Genomic DNA, 22182 nt, shown 5'->3' on the forward strand with positions numbered 1-22182 from the left:
ATGTGACTTGGGTTGTCGATTGCAGCCAACACCGCTACAGACCGAAATATGACGAGGATATAAGCTTATGAAAAAAATCCCATGCACCCTTATGCGCGGCGGCACATCAAAAGGTGTATTTTTATTGGCGGACTCATTGCCAACTGATATCAAAGAACGTGATGAATTAATTTTAGATATTATGGGTTCGGGTCATCCTTTGCAGATTGATGGCATTGGTGGAGGAAGCCCACAGACCAGTAAGGTCGCCATTATCAGTCGCTCTGAGCATCCTGATGCGGATGTCGATTATTTATTTGCCCAAGTTGCTATTACTGAGCGTATTGTCGATACTGCCCCAAATTGTGGCAACATGTTGTGTGCCGTTGGCCCTTTTGCCCTCGAAAAAGGATTAGTCCCTATCACTGATAACGTGACTACCGTCCGCGTTCGTAATGTCAACACTGAAACCTTTGTCAATTCCACCGTACAGACCCCTGATGGTCAAGTACAATATGAAGGAAATACCCAAATTGCAGGTGTGCCAGGCAGTGCGGCGCCTATCGCCCTCACCTTTTTAAATGCTAGCGGTGCCAAAACGGGGAAATTATTACCAACGGGTAATGCCATCGATACCATTGATGGCATTGAAGTCAGCTGCATTGATATGGCGGTTCCCATCGTCTTAATCGATGCGCCACAATTAAATAAAACAGGTTATGAAAGTGCCGTAGAATTAGAATCCGACAACGCATTTATGCAACAACTCGAGTCAATTCGCATTAAAGCAGGTGCCATGATGGGGTTAGGTGATGTCACAAAAAAAGTGATCCCAAAACCCATTTTAATTTCGCCCGCTACCCAAGGCGGCACCATAAGCGTCCGTTATTTTATGCCGCAAAAATGCCACGGCGCACTGGCGGTAACAGGGGCAATTGCTATCGCCACCAGCACGATTTTGCCAGATAACATTGCACAGCGTTATGTTCAATCTGTGGATATGAAAAACATTGCGATTGAGCATTTAAGTGGCAAATTTGAAGTTACCCTGAACCAACAGGGGGATTCTCCTGAAGGGCTACAAGCATCAATAATTCGCACCGCACGTAAGCTTTTTGAAGGGGATGTGTTTGTGCTGTAATTGGGTTAACCTGCCCTGTTAATTGGGCAGGTTATTCAATGTTATCAATCGAATAAATCGACAAACTTCCCATTAATATAATAAGACACACGATATGCCTCATCGGGGGTAGGTAACTCTAACTTACCTGCCATACGCTCCATCACCTGTTCTGGTACGGCAAATTTCCGCTGTTGGTTTTGTTGACGCCACTGCTTATCAGGCACTTCTAAATACACAATGTGCACTTTCGCTTGGTAGCGAGCAAACAAGCTCACCATACTTTCGCGCAAAGACGCGCTGAGGGAGGTCGCATTCCAAATAAAATCCGTTTTTGTACGTAAAAACTGTTTGGCCTGCTCTTTGCCTTGCTGCGCCACCCAACCTTGCGCATTTCTGTCCGCAGGGCTAATTTTGTGCTCACGACGAATTTCATCAAGGCATACCATCTGAGTTTGTGGGTAAAATTGTTTCACAAAATGATCTTTACCCATGCCTGGTAAACCACACAACATGATGACTTCACTGCCTTCTTCCTCAAAAGGTTGATAGTCTGGCATCCCCCTTTGGTGATGGAAGTAATGAAAACGCCCCGCCAAAGAAGCAAACTCTTTCGGCTTATCCCAACACCCTTGTTCGCGGCAAAACAACTCGAACAACTCAATACGTGCTAATAATTCTGCTTTGTCTTCACAAATGCGACCTATCGCATCCGCCTTTGCTAACATGCACAATAATGACATCTCAACACGTAGCGAAGCGGCAAAGAGAGTGCGTTCTGGATCAGGTTTTTCCATCAACCATAAAGGTAAGCCGTGAAAACGGACAAGTGCCGCAATTTTTTCACGCACAGCAAATGGAGTATCTACTTGGCGAAACAAGATATTTCGTGCGGATAACTCCCCTTTTTTAGCATGCCCCGGTGAATGAATACGCCCTTCTTCGTCCTCCCGCGTTGTACTGCGTTTTTCCACATCGTGCAATAACGCTGCCGCCCAGACGATATTTTGTTTGGATTCAGAAAGCTGCTGATACTCTGGCAGACTTTCCAGTGCAGCAAGCACCATTTGGGTGTGAGTAGCCACATTGCCTTCAGCATGGTGCAACACGTCTTGCGGGACATTTTTCATATCCCGAACAAAATCAAACTGAGCTTCAAGTTGTGCCCAATCGCGGTTTTTAGTGAATTGCCAACTCATGATTGCTCTCCTTGCCGCTCAAATGCTAACTTTGCCCTTTGCCAATTGCGCTTCCAATGAATATCTGTTTTTACGTGGTTTTTGCGCACATATTTAAATACGTGAGAGATAAAATCATCCACATGAAAACCTTGGCTATCACGGCTAACAATTCCCTCCATACTACAGGCTTGACCTGTATGAGTATCATGGGCAATAAATTGGCTATCTAATGATGCTGCTGCTATTAATGAGCGTGCATACTCTTGCTCAGTCATCTGTTTATTTACTGGCAATACAAGCTGTGGCACCGTAGGAAAATCAAACAGTGCTGCATAAAACTGCACTTCTTCCCAACTTAGCCAATACTCCCCTTGGCGCACTGCAAACACATAAAAATAATCTTCAATATGTTGATATTCAATGGAATGCACCGCATAGAGGTTTTCACCAAATAGCTCAATATTCCCTAAATCATCTTTAATCAATTGCCACCGCTGGCGAATTTGTTGGCTCCACGCAGATTGTGTTGGTGCGCCATGGGAGCGCGCAAAAACACCATGACGATTCAAACAATTGTTTTCGCCATCGAGTTTTTCTGTGTGAATTAGCGTATCGATATTTTGGATATGAGACCACCAATCACTGTTGATACGATCGTCGCTCGTCGTACCAGGTGAGAACGGATAATGATACGTTCTACCATACTTTCTTGATTGCATATTCATCATGCTTTCTCTAAAGAAATAGAAATCATCACAAACCTTTGCCAGATTTGCGTCTTTAAATATTGAGAAATCAAGTGTTGGTATTACATATCTATTCCGAGTGACGGCCTCATTTTTTGGATGCTAATAATGCCCTATTAGCCAATTAGAATTCAATTCAGGGGGATTTTAGTTCAACAGTCAAGATAAAGGCTATCAATATATTCCTAATATCAACCGAAATTGGCATTATGACGCCATTATTTGGCTATCATCAATGGCATATTTCACCACAACTTTATTACGATACAAGCAATTATCTTGTAATGTTACGGGTTCTTGGCCTTTAGTTGTCACTTTCTGCCAAATTTCATTGTGACGATAAACGATATTTTTTTCTCGAGTAAATTTATGATTTTTTTGGTAAATATGGTATTTCACATCACGAGGCTCGCTACATAATAACTCCCCTTCTAACTGGTGCTCCGCGATATTAAATACCAATTGAAAAGCGCTTTGTGTTGGGTTGTAAAATACCAAATCAATGTAGTTATAAAAGATGGCCGCACCTGAACCAAACGGTAATACACGGCCTTCATCTGGAAAAGGATCAAAACTGTGATTGGCTCTCTCAACGACTTGCAACGGCGAATGCAATATCATCCAGTGGATTAAATTGCTCAGTTGGCAGATCCCCCCGCCAATCCCAGAGCGAGCCTCACCAAAAGACAGTTCCATTCCTTCGACAAAACCACGGCGAGCCGTCGGCTTTCCAACTAAGCGGCAAAAAGAGAAATATTCCCCTGGATAAATGGTTATGCCATTCATGGCTTGCACCGCAATTCGTAAATTAATCACTTTGTTATGTTGCAGACGCAAATCTGAGTCACCCAATTTACGGATCAATTTAGAGGTGTGTTTGTTATAGCGATATTCAAGGCGTTCACTGGATTTCGCCTTCGAATAGTATTTAGAGGAAAATGCCCAGTGCAATCTTCGAGCCAGACGTTTTTGAGTCACACGCAGCCAGTAAAGAATAGGATGATATGAGGAAAACGGCCGACGCATAACAAAACCTTATTGATATAATTAACCAATAAATGATGTCACACCCGTTAATTTTCCAACATAGTAACTATCTGATAATTAGCAAGCCAATAATTCAATTGGCTACTTTGTATATTCTGGCAATTCAAGTTTCGATCTAGGGATTTACTTTTGATGCCAACAACGCCGCCACATTGAGATTATGCTTTAGCTAATGCACGCGGGTTATTCAATAGATTTTGCGTCTGTCGCTAGGCGGCAAAGAAAGCCAATCCCGAGGAGCATACATAAGTATGTGACTCGGGTTGACTTTTGAAACCAACAACGCGACAGACCAAAAGATGAAGAATAATCAGTAGAGACCGAGTACTGCACCAATAGCAAGTAAAAAGAAGCTAAACAACCAAATCCAGCCAAATGAGTAGCGCAAATGGCGTCCCATATCAATACCTGCTAACCCCATCGCTAGCCATGCTGCTGGTGAGAACGGGCTGACGAATGTTCCTGCATTATTGCCTATTGCCATCGCGTAGACTACTGAAGATGGGTCAACACCTACAGTACCCGCAATTTGTTGAATTATTGGCAACAGCGCAAAATAATAAGCATCTGTACTGGTGAAAATATCCATTGGTACACCGATAATCCCAACAAAAATATGAACTTTCGATACCCATTCCATTGGCAAGATAGCGGTTAAGTCCATCGCTATCGATTTCAACATACCACCTTCGGATAAAATGCCTAAAAATGCACCTGCGGCTAGAATAATAGCCACCATGCCTAGAGCCTGCGGCGCATGTTGTGACAGTACTTTCATTTGATCTTTCGGATTTGGAAAATTGACCATCAATGCTAGCGAAAGCGCTATCATGAAGACATAGGGGGCTGACAATAATCCAAATGCTAAACAGATAACTGACGCGATAATCAACCCACCGTTAATTAACGGTTTTTTAGGTTTATGAATTGTGTCCGTCACATCTGCCATATCATCACTAACGGGTAGCAAAGAATCCATTTCATACGGCGTGGTACCATTAAGTTTTGCAGCAGCAATACGACGTTTCTCACGCATTCCCATAATAACCGCAAATACAACGGCGCCGCCCATACCGATTAATTGAACAGGGATCAAATGCTGCCATAAAATAGAGGCATCTATACCCGTCACAGCTGAAGCTCGACCTAATGGGCCTCCCCAAGGAACCATATTCATAATCCCCATACTGGCACACATTAATAACAGCATTAAATATGGGCTCATACCAAGCTGACGATATAAAGGGAGTAGTGCAGGAATAATAATAAGGAATGTTGCTGCTCCTGAGCCATCTAAGTGCACAATACCCGCAATAAGTGTCGTCATAATACAGACAACAATAATGTTTCCCCGAGTCATTTTGACCATGATCCGAATTAACGGGTCAAAAATGTGCAAATCTTTCATCAAACTAAAGAACAAGATGGCGAATAAGAACATCGCGGCAACTTTGGAAACTTTATTAATACCACTTTCAAAAAAAACAGATATTTCTGCGATAGAATATCCTGCTAATAAAGCGCCGAGAAAGGGAATACACGACATTGCAATAATGGGGCTCACTTTTCCCATCATTAATAGGGTGACTATCGATACAATGATTAAAATACCAATAATTGTTAGCACATGAGCTTCCTTCTTAGAATTATATTTTTCAGGTGAATGATTTTTATGTAATTAATTTGATAACCTTCAATATTCAACATTAATTATATTGAAGAATGAATTTACTAATTTCATTACGTATCAGTACCTTGCTTATATAAATCCTTTAGCCTACCCGCAAGTCTCATTGGCTATTTTTGCGGTAATAACAACTCATTTACACTTATTAAAATCACTATTTAAAATAAAAAAATAGCCAAACTCACTATTAGAACCATTAAAACCATAGTAGCCCATTAATGCCAAAGAGAATTGGTTATTAATTAGTTAATTAATAACATGTGGAATTATCGATATATATAATTTCTCATCACTATTTTATTTTAATTTTTCTATTGTTTTTTTAAAAAAATTGTTGTTTTTTATGCAGGTTAGAAAGGAAAATCTGCTTTTTATCTCTTTGCTCAAATATGAATTAAATGACTTGATTTTTTTCTTTATCTCTCCTCTAAAAAAATACTGTTTTCAAATCAATACCACACCATCTCACAAAAATCGCTTATTGATTCAGGTATAATATTAGGATAACTAAAGGCTACAAATAGGGAATTCGCTAATGAGTCACCTTTTTTCTTCTGCAGCAATGGGTCTGGTTTCACTAAAAAATAGAATTATTATTCCACCGATGTGCCAGTATTCAGCTAATAATGGCTTACCAACAGCTTGGCATAGCGCACACTATATGAATCTGGCCTTATCTGGGGCGTCATTGGTGATCGTCGAGGCAAGTGCTATCGTGCCTGAAGGGCGGATTACCTATAAAGATCTTGGGCTATGGAATGACGAGCAAGCAACAGCCATGCAACAAATGCTCACTGATATTCGACAATATTCTGATGCTCGATTAGGTGTACAAATTGCCCATGCAGGCAGAAAAGCATCCTGTGATCTTCCATGGTTAGGGGGAAAAAGCCTCAGTAAAACGGATGCCCATGGTTGGCAAACTGTCGCGCCTTCCCCTCTCGCTTTTGGTAATAATCCCTTGCCACGGGAACTAACTACTGATGATATCCAAGAAATTAAACACCAATTTATTAATGCGGCAAAACGGGCCGAACAAGCTGGTTTTGACGTTATAGAGATCCACGCAGCTCATGGCTATTTATTGCATGAATTCTTATCTCCTATTTCAAACCAACGCCAAGACGAATATGGTGGAAGTTTCGAAAATCGCAGCCGCTTGCTAATTAATGTATTTCATGAGGTGCGTAAAGCTATCAGCCCTAATATTGCTGTTGGTGTACGTATTTCCGCAACGGATTGGTTAGATAATGGCTGGGATGTTCCCGAATCTATCGAACTGTGTGAACAATTAGAGGAACTCGGCTGTGATTATATTCACGTTTCTTCAGGAGGGCTTGCACCAGAACAACAAATCCCGCTAAGTCCTAATTATCAAGTGCCTTTAGCACAAGCTATCCATGAACATAGCATGATGCCGGTTATTGCGGTTGGACTAATAACAGAACCGCTACAAGCAGAAGCGATTATTGCAACGCATCAGGCGGATTTTGTGGCCATTGGTCGTAGGATTTTATTTGAGCCCCGTTGGCCTTGGCGTGCGGCAACTGAGTTGAACGAGCAAATTAATGTAGCGCCGCAATATTTACGCAGTGCTCCCCACCAATTTAAAAATTTATTTAAATGATATAAGTACCCGCAGTGTTGGATAATTCACTGCGGGTTAGGCAATATTAACGCGCGTTTTGTGAACACTGTTGAACGAATTCAATCATTGTTTTTTGGAACTCAGGCTCTGCATTCCCTGATTTTTCCAATTCACCGTCCATACGTTTAAATTCACTTAAACCATATTTTTCAATCGTTTTATCGTATGCACAACCACAAATGGCGCTAATTGCTTTTGCAGTTTCGCCTTGTGGGTTACCTGAAGCCACCACACAAGTATTCACAAAATTTTCTTTGTATTCTGCAATTTCTGATTTTTCATCGGAGCATGCTGATAACACGCTCATCACACCCGCCATACCCAATATTAATACTAATTTTTTCATTTTTTGCCTATTCCCCATTCAGCTTTCAATGCATAAACAAATGACAATGCATGCTCTTGTTCAGTATTTTGCTATTTTGGGTAATTATTGTCTACTTTCAACACTATTAATCTTAATTTACAGAATAAGAATGTCTTATTAAGATTAATACCCTATCGATAAATCTTGCTATTAATCATAGTCGTTTTCTTTAAAAAAATCCGCAATCATTAATGTTTTTTTATCTATCAGTCTTATTTAGATAATGAGTTTGAACAACGCCAGCGGTAATAAAATAAAGAAAATAAAATCAGTATGCAGCCCACGATTTGAATTAGCGGCATACGTTCGTGATACCAGATGGCAGCAACAAAGACTGTCATTACAGGCTCTAAGATCATAATAATCGCTGCATTGGCTGCGGTGGTATTTTTTTGACCAACAAGTTGCAATACAAAGCGTAAGCTTGTCGCGATAACCACACTTGCCCCTAACCACATCACGGTTGGTGTGGTTAAACTTGTCGGCCATTCTTCTAAAAAGAATGAAAGCACCAAGGCCACAATCCCTGTTGTGGCTAACTGTATCGTTGTTAAAGGTAAAAGAGGCACCATTCGGGTATACAAACTGGTATAACAAAAATAAATCGCTTGAACGATAGCGGCACCTAAAAACCACAACTGGCTTGCTTTAAATTCAAGCTGCGCTTTAAATAGAGTTAAACAAGCTAGCCCAATAATCGCTACTGGCAACGCTTCCCAAAAATATCTGCTTGGTCGATTTTTCAAGATAACCCATGCGACTAAGGGAACAAATAACATCGCAAGGCTCATAATAAAAGCCCCTTCCCCAATAGAGTCTGTTATCGCAACCGCATGGATCCACAAAACTAAATTCAGTGCCATCCAACCGCCTGTCATTAATATTTTAGGGAGTTGCTTCAGTGGAATTCGATTTCTTTTTCCTTTGCAAAAAGGAAGCAATATAATAGCGGCAAGTAAAAAACGCGTTCCCAGAAAAGCGAAAACAGGCATACCTTGAACGGCTTCACGCGAAAAAACCCACCCCCAAGCGGCAATCATCGTGGTTAATACCAAGAAGAATTCAGCTTTCCTTTGTGAATACATGTTTCCCTCTACATAAATTTGATCGCGAGTTTATATATCATACTGGCTTTTACAACCAAACCAATTACATTTATGGTCTTTACCTACTTAACTTTAAATTAAAAATATCCCACCAAAAAATGTAAATATGACCTTTAAATTCCCCTTATTTCCCCTTAATGACGTTATTTCTATTTTTATCTACTCTTTTTTCTGGCAAAAACTCTAAGAACAAATGTTTCTCCGCCTAAATGGGGAAATAGGTAAAAAAACTCGACAATTTTTATTCACTTTTTATCTGCGATAATCATTTCATCGTAACAACTTCTTATATTACTTAACGCATTGCTGTTACTTATGACAACCAAGGTAAATTGCCATGATCATGAAAAATACTGTCTCAACGGACAACGATATGGTCAAAAAAGTTAAACTCGCTATTAAAACACGAAAATATGCTCATGCAGATGAAATCAATTTGTTATGGCAACATGCTCTGAATACCAAGGCCGTGATCAGCTGGAAAAAAATAATGTTAGTTTCGATTATCGTTAGCACAATTATCCTGATAATCAGTGCATTATAGCATTCAACGGACATAAAAAATCGGGCAATTATGCCCGACTTTTATTTATCCTCATGTTAGCCGCGTATTATTACCAGTAACCTAAGAATTTCCACCAGACACTACCAATAAAGAACCAAATAGCGAGGTTAACAACACTCATCACAAAACCTGTTTTCCACCATTCACCTAACGTTGCATACCCCGACCCGAAGATAATAGGTGCAGTACCTGTTCCATAATGGGTCAACGACATCATTAACGATGATGAGAATGCGAGTGTCAGTGCTAATAGCATTGGAGGCGCACCTAATGCTAAACCTGCAGAGAAAAACGCCGCATACATAGCGGTAATATGCGCAGTAGTACTCGCAAAGAAATAATGGGAGTAGACATAGATTAAAACAAGGATGAGCATACCCCATACCCAGCTAATCCCCATACTATCAATTGTGCTTCCGACAGTTAATGACATCCATTTAATTAGGCCTAATTTACCTAAGAAGCTCGCCATCATAACTAAAGCGGAGAACCAAACGACAGTGTCCCAAGCCCCTTTATTTTTCAATACGTCATCCCAATTAATCACGCCTGTTGCCAATAGAATACTGAGTCCAATAAAGGCAGCCGTTGTCGCATTAATACTATAAGCAGGCCCAAAGATCATCGCAGGTACACCAGCCCACATTAATAGCAGTAAGCCAAATACCCCTAAAGTGATCTTTTCAGGCAATGATACTGGCCCTAATTGTTGTAAACGTTCTTTTGCAAAATTAGGTGCATCAGGCGTTGAGGTGATTTCAGGTTTATACATAAAGTAAATAACGAGAGGCATTAAAATAAGCGAAACAATAGCAGGAACAAATGCCGCAATCGCCCACATTCCCCAAGTCAGCTCATTACTTTGGCTGGTTTCACTAATAATCAAACTGACGATTAACGGGTTTGGCGCTGTTGCCGTAATAAACATCGCCGATGTAATCGGATTAATATTATAGTTTACTAAAGAAAGATAGCGTCCTATTTTACCTGCCGTTCCATCTTCTGCTTTTGACCCAAAACTGTCAGATATTGAACGCATAATCGGGTGAATAATTCCCCCTCCTCGCGCAGTATTACTTGGTGTCACTGGGGCAAGAATTGTTTCTGCTATCGCAAGTGAATATGCAATTCCAATCGTTTTTTTACCAAACAATGAAATAACATAATAACCAATCCTTGCGCCTAAGCCTGTTTTATTCAAGCTCATAGAAACCATAATCGAGATACCGATTAACCAAATTAAATCATTTGAAAAACCACTTAATGCATCAGCAATAGCGCCTTTCGTTGATTCAGGGTTGGTGACTCCTGTTGCTGCAACTAGTGAAATAGCCACAATAGAAACCCCGCCAATAGGCAAAGCTTTGCCAATAATAGCGGCGATTGTGCCGACAAATAGTGCCAAAAGATGCCAAGCATTGGGATTAACACCCTCAGGTACTGGAATTAAAAACCAAATGACAAGTGTGATTACAACTGCGATTAATGTTGGTACAGGTTTTAAAGGTGTAAGTTTATTCATAGAGTTATCCATACATGCCTAAAGATGGAAATACAGAGTATATTCAGATAATTATTTTGATTTACATCATCATGTTAACAATGTAGAACCTAAAAACTTTGATCGTTATCAGTTAGTTACTTTATTTCAGGAATAAAGTAACTTTTTTTTGTAAAATTTGGTTATTACTAACTTTCCAATAATGCTAATGCCATTATTGAATGCAAAAAATCCTTACTTGCTTTTAATAACACAAGAAAAATATTTACTCGCTAAATTGGTATTTTACATATTTATAATGTATTTAGGTCTATCGCATATAATAGCTCAATTTATTATCTTAATTTTCTTAATATACTAAAATTTCAATTTTTTTTATAATTTAACCTTGTTTTTTGTAGGCTGAATCGAATTAGTTACACTTTAGATATAAAAGAACACATTCTTTAGATATATACACATAATATTTCAATTACATTTACAGGTGAAAAAACACATGAGATGAATAAATAACCAATATTAGATTAAAAAACAAGCAATATGACTTATTATTTGATATACAATTGTTACTTGAAATAATAATTTTTTTGTGCATTAAAAAATGTCCTTTAGATATTTATATCTCATTCCATATTATTGTCTCTAATCTACCATTAATTACAGCACGCTTCTTAATATAACCATCGAGGAAATAAAATGACTACCAATAGCCAATACAGTAATAATTCTCAACCATCTTGCATTGTATTATGCACAACCAATAGTCAAGAGAGTGCAATTAAAATCGCACAATACCTTTTAGATAACCAGTTAGCTACTTGTGTTTCTTTATTGCCTGAAATAATATCTTTATACCTTTGGCAAGGTAATATCACAAAAGATAAAGAAGTTTTACTACTAATTAAAACAACACAATCTAATCAACTCAGCATTTTTGAGGCGATAAAAAAAATACATCCCTATGAAACACCTGAATTAATAAGGCTTGACCCAAGTCAGGTTGAGGATAACTATTTACAATGGCTAATTAATTCCGTCAAATAATACTCTACTCAAATGATTTTTAAAAATTTTTTCCATTATTAATCAACATTTGATGTATTTTTGGAAAATAATTCATCTGGTCGGGTATGGTTTACATTCAATCAGTGATATATAAGTAGACTCGCTTTATATTTATTTTCCCTCCTTATCTTTTTTGGGAGGTTTTTTTTGCCCATTTTTAGTGTTTGCTCCCCCCCATTAATTGAAATAAAAACCATACTAAATTAACTTTTTAAAATTTTAAATTTTAAATTAATTTTGATTGATAATATACAAAAAAACACTATATTATTTTACATAATATAAATTCATTAACTAAAAGTGAGAAAAAAATGTCTAAATACAATGACGTTACCCAACATATCAGTAAACACCTTCCGGAATTAGGTAAACATATTCCTGACGTTATGAAACACTTTTCGGGACTTGTGAGTACTGGCGTACAAGATGGTGCCCTTGATAAAAAAACCAAAGAGCTTATCGCTATTGGGATCGCAGTTGCAAACCGCTGCGATGGCTGCATTGGTTTTCACACCAAAACATTAGTTGAACTAGTCGTAACAGAACAAGAGTTAGCTGAAGCACTCGGCGTTGCTATCTTCATGGGTGGTGGCCCATCTGCCATGTATGCAGCTGAAACTATTAGTGCATACAAAGAGTTTTCAGCCAAATAAATAATGACTGTGATATTGCCTTAAATTTCATAATCTAAGGCAATTGAATTGGCCACTTAGAAAGTCGCCTCAAGTCCCAGCCTGAACGTCCTTCCTGGAATTGGCATATAAATAACAGTACCTGGGTCAAACGCATAGCGATTGGTTAGGTTATCAATATTGAAATTCACATGAAGATTTTTTTGAATAGAATACTTCCCTAATAAATCAAAAGTCGTGGTTGCATGTAACTTAGTGACAGGGGCAGCGGCTGTTCCCGCTAACCATTTCTGTGGGTATTCCTTGCCCGCATTATAACGCACACGTAAGCCTGTTTGTAATTTCTGATCAAACATTTTTACCCCCACGATTCCAGAGACGACCTTTTTCGGTGGGAGACGCGATGGTGATAATCCCCATGCAAACCCAACTGAGTTACAAGCAGCGGGTAAGTTGCCTAATTCCATTTCATCACGAGAACAAAGCTCTGAATTGTTATAGAAGGTCGCATCTAACGAGCCGAAAGCATAATTAGAGTCATATTTCGCTTCAATTTCATAACCTGAAAGCTTGAAACTATCGTAGTTTTTCATGACAACATAAGGTGAATAGACCCCCGTTGGGTTTACCCCTTGGGAAAGATAGCCTTTAATATCATTATTAAAGTACCCCACCCGTAAGCCAGCAGTATCTTCATCAAAAATCAGGTTATTTTTTTCAAAATCAATTCCAACCTCAAATGATTTTGCATGCTCTGGTTTAAGTGGCACATCGGGTGTATAAGAATACGTTTGCCCAGAAACTGTGGTTTCAAATAGGCTTGGCTCACGGTAACTGTCTGAATACTTAGTATAGACATCCAACTCATCAGTCACATGAAAACGCACTTCACCTAAAAAATCATTTTTCGGGCCATAACTAATTCTTTTCCCTAACACATGGTCATCGACATCAAAAGAATGAATACGCCAACCTGCCAATGTACTAATCCACTCACCTTTATATTCCATATTGGTAAATGCCGACGTATTTTTTCCTTTTGCATTGCGTGTTACTGGCGTTAACTCCTCACCAGGGATCGTACCTTCTGGGGTCCATATCGGTTGGTATGTTTTGGTTAACGGCTTCGTTTTTTGTTCCATAAATTCCACGCCGTAAGTCACATTAATAGGGTAATTTGCAAACTCAGAAGTATTTTCTAAGTTAAAGCCCATGCGTTCATCGGTATAACGATGCTGATATTGGTTGCCATAATGTGCAGTAACATCATCGGTCGTGCCATTACGTTGCTTAAATTTACCTTTTGTCCACCACAAACCTAAATTCATATCCACCCACAATGAATCAGGTTTATAGGAATAATTCAATGATGCGGTATCGATATCTGCCGTTCCGAGTGACCACTGTGGCATTTTCCCGTCAGATTGATACCAATATGCAGCTAAAACTTCCCCTGCTTTTTGTTCATGACGGCGGTAATTTAATTCGATACTTGAATAAGGGTTAATATAGATATTGGTTTTTAACAGCGTTGATTGACTTTCATAACTGGTATTGACCACCTCTTGCCCAGGTTTTATGGGGGCATCTGTAGTTGAATATTTATGGTAGCCATTCTTCCCTGCCAAAAAGTTGCCTTGCTTTCTATCACTGTGAGCAATCAGTACATCGAATTTTTCATTTCGATACGCCATTCCCACTGTCACTGAACCATTATTAAAGTGAGAATTTTTAATCCCATTCGATAAGCGGTACTGTGATTCGTTTTTTTCATCTGATGCCACTGATGGACGGCGATTATTATTGTAAATATTCCCTTTAAATAAAAAACCGAATTGGTCACCTTGGGGGATAATACTATTCGCCGATAAGGTTTTTAATTTCACCGTTCCCCCGATAGCACCACCAGAGAATTTGCTCATCGACGCCCCCTTTTCAATATTGATAGTATCGACCAAATCCATATCAATATAGGTTCTGTCCGTACTGCCTTGGTAGCCTCGCCATGTATTGGTAGATTGCAAGCTGCCATCAATAATAATCGGCACTCGCCCATTACCTTGCAAGCCACGAATACCGATATCCAATGCACCCGCTTCATTTCGAGCATTATTAACCTGTAATGAACTTTCATTCGCAAATATATCGGAATTGGTTGTTCCTCGAACCGTTGAAACATCTTTGGTATCGATTTGTTTGCTATTCGACTTTATTTTACTGGCAGTGACCGTCAGTTTATCTTTCTGAGGTGTAGTTTGAGTTTCATCCGCAAATGCCGCACTTGATGAACAAATAACAAGTAAGCTAATTATTTTTTTATTTTGAAATATCATTTAAGTAATGCCTTCATTAATTAATGATTATTTTATTGAGACAATAAAACCCCGTACGAGCAGAGTTATATATCCCTACTGCCATACTGGAATTCATGAATTTTATTGTAGGTTTATATGTTACGCTTTAAATGAAGCCAACAGAAAAACCTTATTTATTGAATGGTTACGTGCCTATTCCCCCTATGAATGCAATAACCATTGAAATATACACCAATGATAATAATGATCAAGATAATAATGAATATCATTTGCATTATTATTATCATTAGGTTGTTTATTAATAAAATCTTTATTCAAACGTAAAAAAAGCGACAATACTCAACGTATCGTCGCTTAAGGGAATTAAATGACCGCTAGTAGCTTAATATAATGCGTTATTTCTGAGGCTCCCTCCGAACAGGAGCGCCATCCGCTACATAATATTCTGCATCACTTGCTGCTAATGGAGAGCGATGACGAATTTTATCTGCAATTTTTTCGGCAATCATAATGGTCGTTGCATTCAAATTTCCCGTAATAATGAGCGGCATAATCGACGCATCGACTACTCGTAAGCCACTAAGCCCATGTACACGCCCTGAACCATCCACCACTGCCATATCATCATTGCCCATTTTACAGGTTCCGCAGGGATGAAATGCCGTTTCGGCTCGTTCCCGAACGAATGCGTCGAGTTCTTCATCCGTTTGAATGTGCTTACCAGGGCTAATTTCCTCTCCCCGATAAGGGTCAAGTGCTGGCTGCGCCATGATTTCTCGCGTGATACGTATTGCTGCGCGGAACTCTTCCCAATCCTGCTTTGATGACATGTAATTAAATAAAATGCTTGGGTGTTGACGCGGGTCTAATGAGGCTAAACGGACTCGGCCGCGACTTGGTGAGCGCATTGAACCCACATGAGCTTGAAAACCATGTAAATTTACCGCATTACTGCCGTTATAATTTATTGCTACAGGCAAAAAATGGAACTGAATATTCGGCCATGCAAATTTATCGCTGGTGCGTATAAAACCCCCAGCTTCGAATTGATTACTCGCGCCAATCCCTGTGCCTTTAAATAACCACTGTGCACCAATCATCGGTTGGTTATACCATTTTAATGCGGGGTATAAAGAGACAGGCTGTTTGCATTCATATTGCAAATACATCTCAAGGTGATCTTGCAAGTTTTGCCCAACACCTTCTAATACATGCACTTTTTCAATATTAAATTCATCTAATACCTCTTCGGGGCCAACGCCTGAGCGCTGCAAAATTTGCGGGGAAGCTATTGCACCTGCACATAAAAGCACTTCCTTTTGCGCTTTTACCGTTATTGCCGTCGTGCTGTCACCTTGGTAATATTTGGCCCCTATCGCCTTTTTCCCTTCAAACTCAATGATATCTGTTGTTGCATGCGTCACGATTGTCAGGTTTTTTCGCCCTTTAGCTTGGTCTAAATAACCACGGCCTGTACTCGCACGTCGCCCTTGTGGTGTAACAGTGCGATCCATTGGGCCAAAACCTTCCTGTTGGTAACCATTTAAATCGTCAGTTCTTGGATAACCCGCTTGTACGCCAGCCTCCACCATCGCTTTAAACAGCACATTATTACCCGTTTTTGGTGTTGCGACACTCACAGGGCCATCTCCGCCGTGATAATCATTTGGCCCAATATCGCGGCTTTCTGCTTTACGAAAATAGGGTAAGCAATCAAGATAGCGCCAATCTTCAAGGCCTGGTGCTTGGGCCCACCCATCAAAATCCATCGCATTTCCACGGATATAGCACATGCCATTAATTAACGAAGAGCCACCAAGCCCCTTTCCGCGGCCACATTCCATACGACGATGATTCATATGAGGTTCTGGGTCAGTTTCGTACGCCCAGTTGTAACGACGCCCTTGCAACGGATACGCCAATGCGGCTGGCATTTGTGTGCGAAAGTCGAGCCGATAATCTGGCCCTCCTGCTTCTAGGAGCAGCACAGTAACTTCAGGATCTTCTGTCAGGCGTGTAGCAAGAACGTTACCGGCTGAACCAGCACCGATAATAATATAGTCATAGACCATTGTTATCTCCTCTGTTTCAGTCAAATTAAAATGATGTGATTAGAAAACGGATGAAAACTCCCCAAGTTCAATTTGAATGGATTTGATTTGTGTGTAGTTTTGCAGCGTTATGATGCCATTTTCGCGACCAACACCTGAGTGCTTATAGCCCCCCACTGGCATTTCTGCTGGGGATTCCCCCCATGTATTGACCCAACAAATACCTGCTTCTAACTGATGGATAACACGATGAGCACGTGTTAAGTCCTGCGTGACAATGCCCGCGGCTAGCCCATAGACGGAATGATTTGCACGCGCAATAACTTCATCTTCAGTTTGGTAACTTAAAATACTCATCACTGGGCCAAAGATCTCTTCTTGTGTAATTTGCATTTCATCACGGCAATCCGTAAAGACAGTCGGTGCCACATAGGCCCCCTTAGCAAAATCCCCTTCAACAAGACGCTCACCGCCACACAATAACCGTGCCCCTTGTTGCTTACCTAATTCAATGTAACGTAATACATTTTCCATATGAGGAAAGCTAACTAATGGCCCAAAATTGGTTTCTTCTACAATCGGTGAACCAATCTTAATTCGTGCAACCCGCTCTACAATTTTCGCTTCAAATTGCGTTTTGAGGAATTCAGGGATAAACACGCGGGTTCCATTGGTGCAAACTTGACCTGAGCTGTAAAAGTTGGCCATCATGGCAATATCCGCTGCTTTATCTAAGTCTGCATCATCAAAGATAATTAACGGGGATTTGCCACCCAACTCCATGGTGACCTCTTTTAAGGAAGAGGCAGAAGCGTTGGCCATCACTTTTTTCCCTGTCGCTATCCCGCCCGTGAATGACACTTTTGCAATTTCTGGGTGTTCCGTGAGCCACTGCCCGACTTCCCCTCCCTTACCCGTTACCACGTTAAATACCCCCGCAGGGACACCCGCTTGCGTATAAATCTCAGCAAGTTTAAGCGCAGTTAACGACGTCACTTCACTGGGTTTAAAAATCATCGCATTGCCCGCCGCAAGTGCAGGGGCTGATTTCCACAACGCAATTTGAATCGGGTAATTCCACGCGCCAATCCCAGCGACGACCCCCAAAGGTTCACGGCGTGTATAGGCGAATGAACTTTCCCGCAATGGAATTTGTTGTCCTTCAAGCGCTGGAATAAGGCCTGCATAATATTCAAGGACATCAGCTCCCGTCACAATGTCCACATATCGAGTTTCAGAAAGTGGCTTTCCTGTATCAAGGGTTTCAAGGTAGGCGAGTTCATCATTGCGTTCTCGTAAAATATCGACCGCACGACGTAAAATTCGCGAACGTTCCATTGCCGTCATTGCCGCCCACACTTTTTGCCCTTGTTTGGCACTTTCCACTGCCCACTGAATATCTTCTTGGCTAGCCGATTGGAGATTGGCAATCACCTCACCATTGGCAGGGTTGATCGCGGGAAATTGGTCGCACTGTGGTTGCGAGCTATCAATATAACCACCATGAATGTATAGCTGATGTAGTGGTGGGTTCTTCATACTATCTCCTGTAAAATTATTTTAGGTTTGAGCTTCGTGTACCTCGCCGAGTTTCATTTCGATATACTCATTCGTTATTGTTAACGCATCGGAAACAGGGAAGGTTTCGTTACTTAACGCACTACGCAACCACAGTCCATCAATAAGTGCCGCAAGGCCTTTAGCTGCCATTCGCGCCTCATTTTTTGCCAGCACGCGCCCAAATTCATAACTTAAATTTGAATATAAACGTCGGTCATTGACCTGCTGTAAACGATTTAAACTTGGCTGATGCATGCTACTTGCCCAAAACGCGAGCCACGTTTTCATTGCCGCCTCGCTCGTCTGTGTTGGGTCAAAGTTACCCTCCACAATGGCTTGAATACGCGATTTAGCGTCTGCACCCGTTAACATTCTCAAACGCATCGCAACGGCAAAGCCCAATTGATATTGAATATGTCGCATAGTCGCTTCGAGTAGACCGTTTTTATCACGAAAATAATGGCTAATAATTCCCGTGGAAACACCCGCTTTACGTGCAATTAATACAAAGCTGGCCTCTTGCATTCCAACCTCATTAATTACCGCTAACGTTGCCTGAATTAATTGCTGTTTACGTATCGATTGAATACCTATTTTCGGCATGAGCTCTTAACCTAAAAACACATTGTCTCCATTTATTAAACGTTTTTTTAATTGAATGTTCAATCAATATTAACTACCATTTGTCACAATTAATTCACAATTTCACAGGGGGGAATAGGATAAAATAGGGTTAACTTGCTTAAATTTCAATTAATTAGCAAGAATAATAATTTTTCACCTGTTAAATAAATAAAAATGTGGAACTGCCGATGACAACTCTCAATAGTTCGAAAAATCAGCAGAAAGACAAATTAAATTCTGTGGTTTTTTTCACTTCCGCGGGTCTAATACTCGCGTTTTCTTTTTTCACCATCTTAATGACCGAAACAGCAAACCAATGGATCGTCGCTACCCTTGGTTGGGTATCAAAAACCTTTGGTTGGTATTACCTGTTAGCTGCAACGTTATACATAGTGTTCGTCATTTTTGTCGCAACATCTCGTTTCGGAAATATCAAACTTGGGCCAGAACAATCCAAACCTGAATTTAGTATGCTAAGTTGGTCAGCCATGTTATTTGCTGCAGGGATAGGGATTGATTTAATGTTTTTCTCCGTGGCAGAGCCTGTCACACAATATATGCTACCGCCAACAGGCGAAGGCCAAACATTAGAAGCAGCTCGTCAGTCGATGGTGTGGACACTGTTCCACTATGGCCTAACGGGCTGGTCAATGTATGCTTTAATGGGAATTGCATTAGGCTACTTTAGTTACCGCTATAATTTACCCCTAACGATCCGTTCCGCTCTTTATCCAATATTTGGCAAGCGTATTGATGGCCCAATCGGCCATACTGTCGATATCGCCGCCGTTTTGGGGACTATTTTCGGAATTGCCACCACCCTGGGGATCGGCGTCGTCCAGCTAAATTATGGCTTAAAAGTCCTATTTGATTTACCACAAGGGTTAACCGTACAAAGTGGCTTAATTTTCCTTTCCGTTGTGATGGCCGTCATATCCGCCACATCAGGGGTCAATAAAGGCATACGGGTATTGTCCGAACTTAATGTCCTACTCGCTTTAGGGCTGATTTTATTTATATTATTTGTTGGTGATACCGAATTCTTACTCAATGCACTCGTGTTAAATGTCGGAGACTACGTTAACCGCTTTATGGGGATGACACTCAACAGCTTCGCATTTGACCGCCCAACGGATTGGATGAATAGCTGGACCCTGTTTTTCTGGGCATGGTGGGTAGCATGGTCTCCATTTGTCGGGTTATTCCTCGCGCGTATTTCACGGGGGCGAACAATCCGCCAGTTTGTGATTGGCACCTTAATTATTCCGTTTGTTTTCACTCTATTATGGCTATCCATTTTTGGTAATAGTGCTTTGTATGAAATTATTCACGGAAATAGCGAACTCGCAAAAACGGTCTTAGAAGCCCCTGAAAAAGGGTTCTATTCCCTCCTTGAACTTTATCCTGGATTTGGCCTAACCGCTTCACTTGCCACGATCACTGGGTTGCTTTTCTACGTCACCTCCGCAGATTCTGGCTCACTGGTACTGGGGAATTTCACGTCAAAACTCAGTGACATCAATAATGATGCCCCTAATTGGTTACGTATTTTTTGGTCAGTCGCCATTGGCTTACTCACATTAGGTATGCTGATGACCGATGGTGTTGCTGCGTTACAAAACACCACGGTCATTATGGGGCTCCCCTTTAGCTTTGTGATTTTCTTTATTATGGCAGGCTTGTATAAATCATTAAAAGTGGAGGATTTTAGACGAGTCAGTTCCTTAAATACCAATGCGCCCGTGCCACTGTATGGCAACGGCACATTAAACTGGAAGCAGCGTTTAGGCCGTGTCATGAACTTCCCAGGAACCTCTTATACGCAAAGAATGTTGGATTTAGTATGCATCCCTGCGATGCAAGACGTGGCGAAAGAGCTGAGTTTAAGGGGAGCGAAGGTCGAGTTTAGCATTCTTCCCCCCATTTCCGATGAACGGTTAGACCATCTAGAGCTCACTGTTGACTTGGGTGAAGAGCAAAGCTTTATTTACCAAGTGTGGCCACAACGTTATTCCGTTCCTGGTTTTACCTATCGTGCCCGTTCAGGGAAATCCCATTATTTCCGTTTAGAAACCTTTTTATGGGAAGGTTCGCAAGGAAACGATTTAATGGATTACACTAAAGAGCAGGTTATTAGTGATATTCTCGATCAATATGAAAAACATATGAATTTCATTCATTTGAGCCGAGAATCTCCTGGGGCAACTCTCACATTTCCTGAATCTGTATAACCCCAAATAAACAAGGGAGCTTATTGCTCCCTAATAATTTAATAATTAATGGTTCAACAATTAATTATACCGACCCGCTTGTTCCAACATCTTTTTCATTTGCTGGCGATCGTTCATCCATGGCGTTGCACTCGGGCATCCAGCTCCCGTTGGGTTAACATCACAAACATTGAAATGCCTAAACAAGGCATTTTCGTCGGCGTCACGCTGCTCAAGTAAAGCTTGATAACTTTGTTCTTCTGGCGAAAGTTTCTTTTTGGGATCAAAGACAAACTTCTGTTCTGCCTGTAATTTTTTAACCCCTTGGTAGTCTTTATCAAACTGGCGATCAACGGGTGATTTCTCTTTAAAGGTAAAGTCGCTGGCAAAGCCGCAAGAAGTGAAACTAAGAAAGATAATAAAAATAGCCTTTTTAAACATAAAGATACCCTACTGTTTCGATAAGTTTACATTATACGCACAACAGTAGTACCGTATAAAAAATAATTAAATACTAATTTATAATAATATTATTATTCAAATAGATAATTCACATTAGCTATAAAATCAATTGATTGATATAAATTTTATTAAGAATATAGAATTTACGCAGCATTAATCTTCAATCACTTATTAAAGTCTGTTATTACAATCTATTAGGTCCCTGCAATTTTTTAATCTTGCTAGAAATCGTCCGAGCCGAAAATAGGCGGTAAGTAAAAACAGACCGATGAGCTGATTCTGCTGTCTGAGACTGTAACCTAGTAGATTACTAACA

At 40.4% G+C, this 22182-nt stretch carries 18 protein-coding genes; 6 read left to right on the forward strand and 12 right to left on the reverse strand.

Going from position 1 to position 22182, the window contains the following annotated elements:
• The first annotated feature begins 67 nt into the window (after positions 1 to 67).
• On the forward strand, positions 68 to 1120 hold the full coding sequence (locus PR808_RS02830; RefSeq protein WP_272538657.1) for a 4-oxalomesaconate tautomerase: 1053 nt from the start codon (positions 68 to 70) through the stop codon (positions 1118 to 1120).
• Between the two features lie 44 nt (positions 1121 to 1164).
• Here PR808_RS02830 and PR808_RS02835 read toward each other — a convergent pair whose 3' ends face one another.
• The 4 genes from PR808_RS02835 to PR808_RS02850 form a co-directional block, all read right to left on the reverse strand.
• The gene (locus PR808_RS02835; RefSeq protein WP_206083911.1) at positions 1165 to 2298 is read right to left on the reverse strand and encodes an AAA family ATPase; all 1134 of its coding nucleotides are present in this window, start codon (positions 2296 to 2298) and stop codon (positions 1165 to 1167) included.
• Entirely contained in the window at positions 2295 to 3005 is a 711-nt protein-coding gene (locus PR808_RS02840; protein ID WP_206083910.1) for an RNA ligase family protein, read from the reverse strand. Before PR808_RS02840 ends, PR808_RS02835 begins: the two co-directional genes overlap by 4 nt.
• Positions 3006 to 3233: 228 nt before the next feature.
• Positions 3234 to 4052 carry a VanW family protein gene (locus tag PR808_RS02845; protein WP_272538658.1) on the reverse strand — a complete coding sequence of 273 codons (819 nt, stop codon included), beginning with the start codon at positions 4050 to 4052 and terminating at the stop codon, positions 3234 to 3236.
• Positions 4053 to 4383: 331 nt separating this feature from the next.
• Positions 4384 to 5700, reverse strand: coding sequence for a CitMHS family transporter (locus tag PR808_RS02850; RefSeq protein ID WP_206083908.1), 1317 nt, complete (start codon positions 5698 to 5700; stop codon positions 4384 to 4386).
• Positions 5701 to 6295: 595 nt separating this feature from the next.
• Here PR808_RS02850 and PR808_RS02855 point away from each other — a divergent pair.
• A complete protein-coding gene (locus PR808_RS02855; protein WP_206083907.1) occupies positions 6296 to 7387 on the forward strand; it encodes an NADH:flavin oxidoreductase/NADH oxidase in 1092 nt (363 codons plus the stop codon).
• A 46-nt stretch (positions 7388 to 7433) separates the two neighbouring features.
• Here the strand turns inward: PR808_RS02855 and PR808_RS02860 are convergent, their stop codons facing one another.
• Complete coding sequence (locus PR808_RS02860) at positions 7434 to 7754, reverse strand: hypothetical protein (RefSeq protein WP_206083906.1); 321 nt, start codon at positions 7752 to 7754, stop codon at positions 7434 to 7436.
• 233 nt (positions 7755 to 7987) lie between these two features.
• A complete protein-coding gene (locus PR808_RS02865; protein WP_206083905.1) occupies positions 7988 to 8860 on the reverse strand; it encodes a DMT family transporter in 873 nt (290 codons plus the stop codon).
• Positions 8861 to 9218: 358 nt separating this feature from the next.
• Here PR808_RS02865 and PR808_RS02870 point away from each other — a divergent pair, with 358 nt between their 5' ends.
• A complete protein-coding gene (locus PR808_RS02870; RefSeq protein WP_206083904.1) occupies positions 9219 to 9425 on the forward strand; it encodes a 3-oxoacyl-ACP synthase in 207 nt (68 codons plus the stop codon).
• Between the two features lie 70 nt (positions 9426 to 9495).
• Here the strand turns inward: PR808_RS02870 and PR808_RS02875 are convergent, their stop codons facing one another.
• Positions 9496 to 10968 (reverse strand): anion permease, encoded by a 1473-nt coding sequence (locus PR808_RS02875; RefSeq protein ID WP_206083903.1) that lies wholly within the window; start codon positions 10966 to 10968, stop codon positions 9496 to 9498.
• Between the two features lie 675 nt (positions 10969 to 11643).
• On the opposite strand from PR808_RS02875, the gene cutA reads away from it, so the two are divergent.
• Both cutA and PR808_RS02885 read left to right on the forward strand, forming a co-directional pair.
• The gene (gene cutA, locus PR808_RS02880) at positions 11644 to 11991 is read left to right on the forward strand and encodes a divalent-cation tolerance protein CutA (RefSeq protein WP_206083902.1); all 348 of its coding nucleotides are present in this window, start codon (positions 11644 to 11646) and stop codon (positions 11989 to 11991) included.
• A 332-nt stretch (positions 11992 to 12323) separates the two neighbouring features.
• Entirely contained in the window at positions 12324 to 12665 is a 342-nt protein-coding gene (locus PR808_RS02885) for a carboxymuconolactone decarboxylase family protein (protein WP_272538659.1), read from the forward strand.
• 56 nt (positions 12666 to 12721) lie between these two features.
• Here the strand turns inward: PR808_RS02885 and PR808_RS02890 are convergent, their stop codons facing one another.
• The 4 genes from PR808_RS02890 to betI form a co-directional block, all read right to left on the reverse strand.
• Positions 12722 to 14977, reverse strand: a complete 2256-nt coding sequence (locus tag PR808_RS02890; RefSeq protein WP_272538660.1) for a TonB-dependent receptor domain-containing protein — start codon at positions 14975 to 14977, stop codon at positions 12722 to 12724.
• 377 nt (positions 14978 to 15354) lie between these two features.
• The gene (gene betA, locus PR808_RS02895) at positions 15355 to 17031 is read right to left on the reverse strand and encodes a choline dehydrogenase (RefSeq protein ID WP_206083899.1); all 1677 of its coding nucleotides are present in this window, start codon (positions 17029 to 17031) and stop codon (positions 15355 to 15357) included.
• Positions 17032 to 17070: 39 nt separating this feature from the next.
• Complete coding sequence (gene betB, locus PR808_RS02900; RefSeq protein ID WP_272538661.1) at positions 17071 to 18549, reverse strand: betaine-aldehyde dehydrogenase; 1479 nt, start codon at positions 18547 to 18549, stop codon at positions 17071 to 17073.
• Positions 18550 to 18570: 21 nt separating this feature from the next.
• The gene (gene betI, locus PR808_RS02905) at positions 18571 to 19173 is read right to left on the reverse strand and encodes a transcriptional regulator BetI (RefSeq protein ID WP_206083897.1); all 603 of its coding nucleotides are present in this window, start codon (positions 19171 to 19173) and stop codon (positions 18571 to 18573) included.
• A gap of 209 nt (positions 19174 to 19382) precedes the next feature.
• Here betI and PR808_RS02910 point away from each other — a divergent pair, with 209 nt between their 5' ends.
• The gene (locus PR808_RS02910; RefSeq protein WP_272538662.1) at positions 19383 to 21425 is read left to right on the forward strand and encodes a choline transporter; all 2043 of its coding nucleotides are present in this window, start codon (positions 19383 to 19385) and stop codon (positions 21423 to 21425) included.
• A gap of 60 nt (positions 21426 to 21485) precedes the next feature.
• Here the strand turns inward: PR808_RS02910 and PR808_RS02915 are convergent, their stop codons facing one another.
• On the reverse strand, positions 21486 to 21845 hold the full coding sequence (locus tag PR808_RS02915; RefSeq protein WP_206083895.1) for a hypothetical protein: 360 nt from the start codon (positions 21843 to 21845) through the stop codon (positions 21486 to 21488).
• Positions 21846 to 22182 lie beyond the last annotated feature (337 nt).

Origin of the sequence: Providencia sp. PROV197 (genome assembly GCF_028479625.1) — a bacterium.
GTDB lineage: Bacteria > Pseudomonadota > Gammaproteobacteria > Enterobacterales > Enterobacteriaceae > Providencia > Providencia vermicola.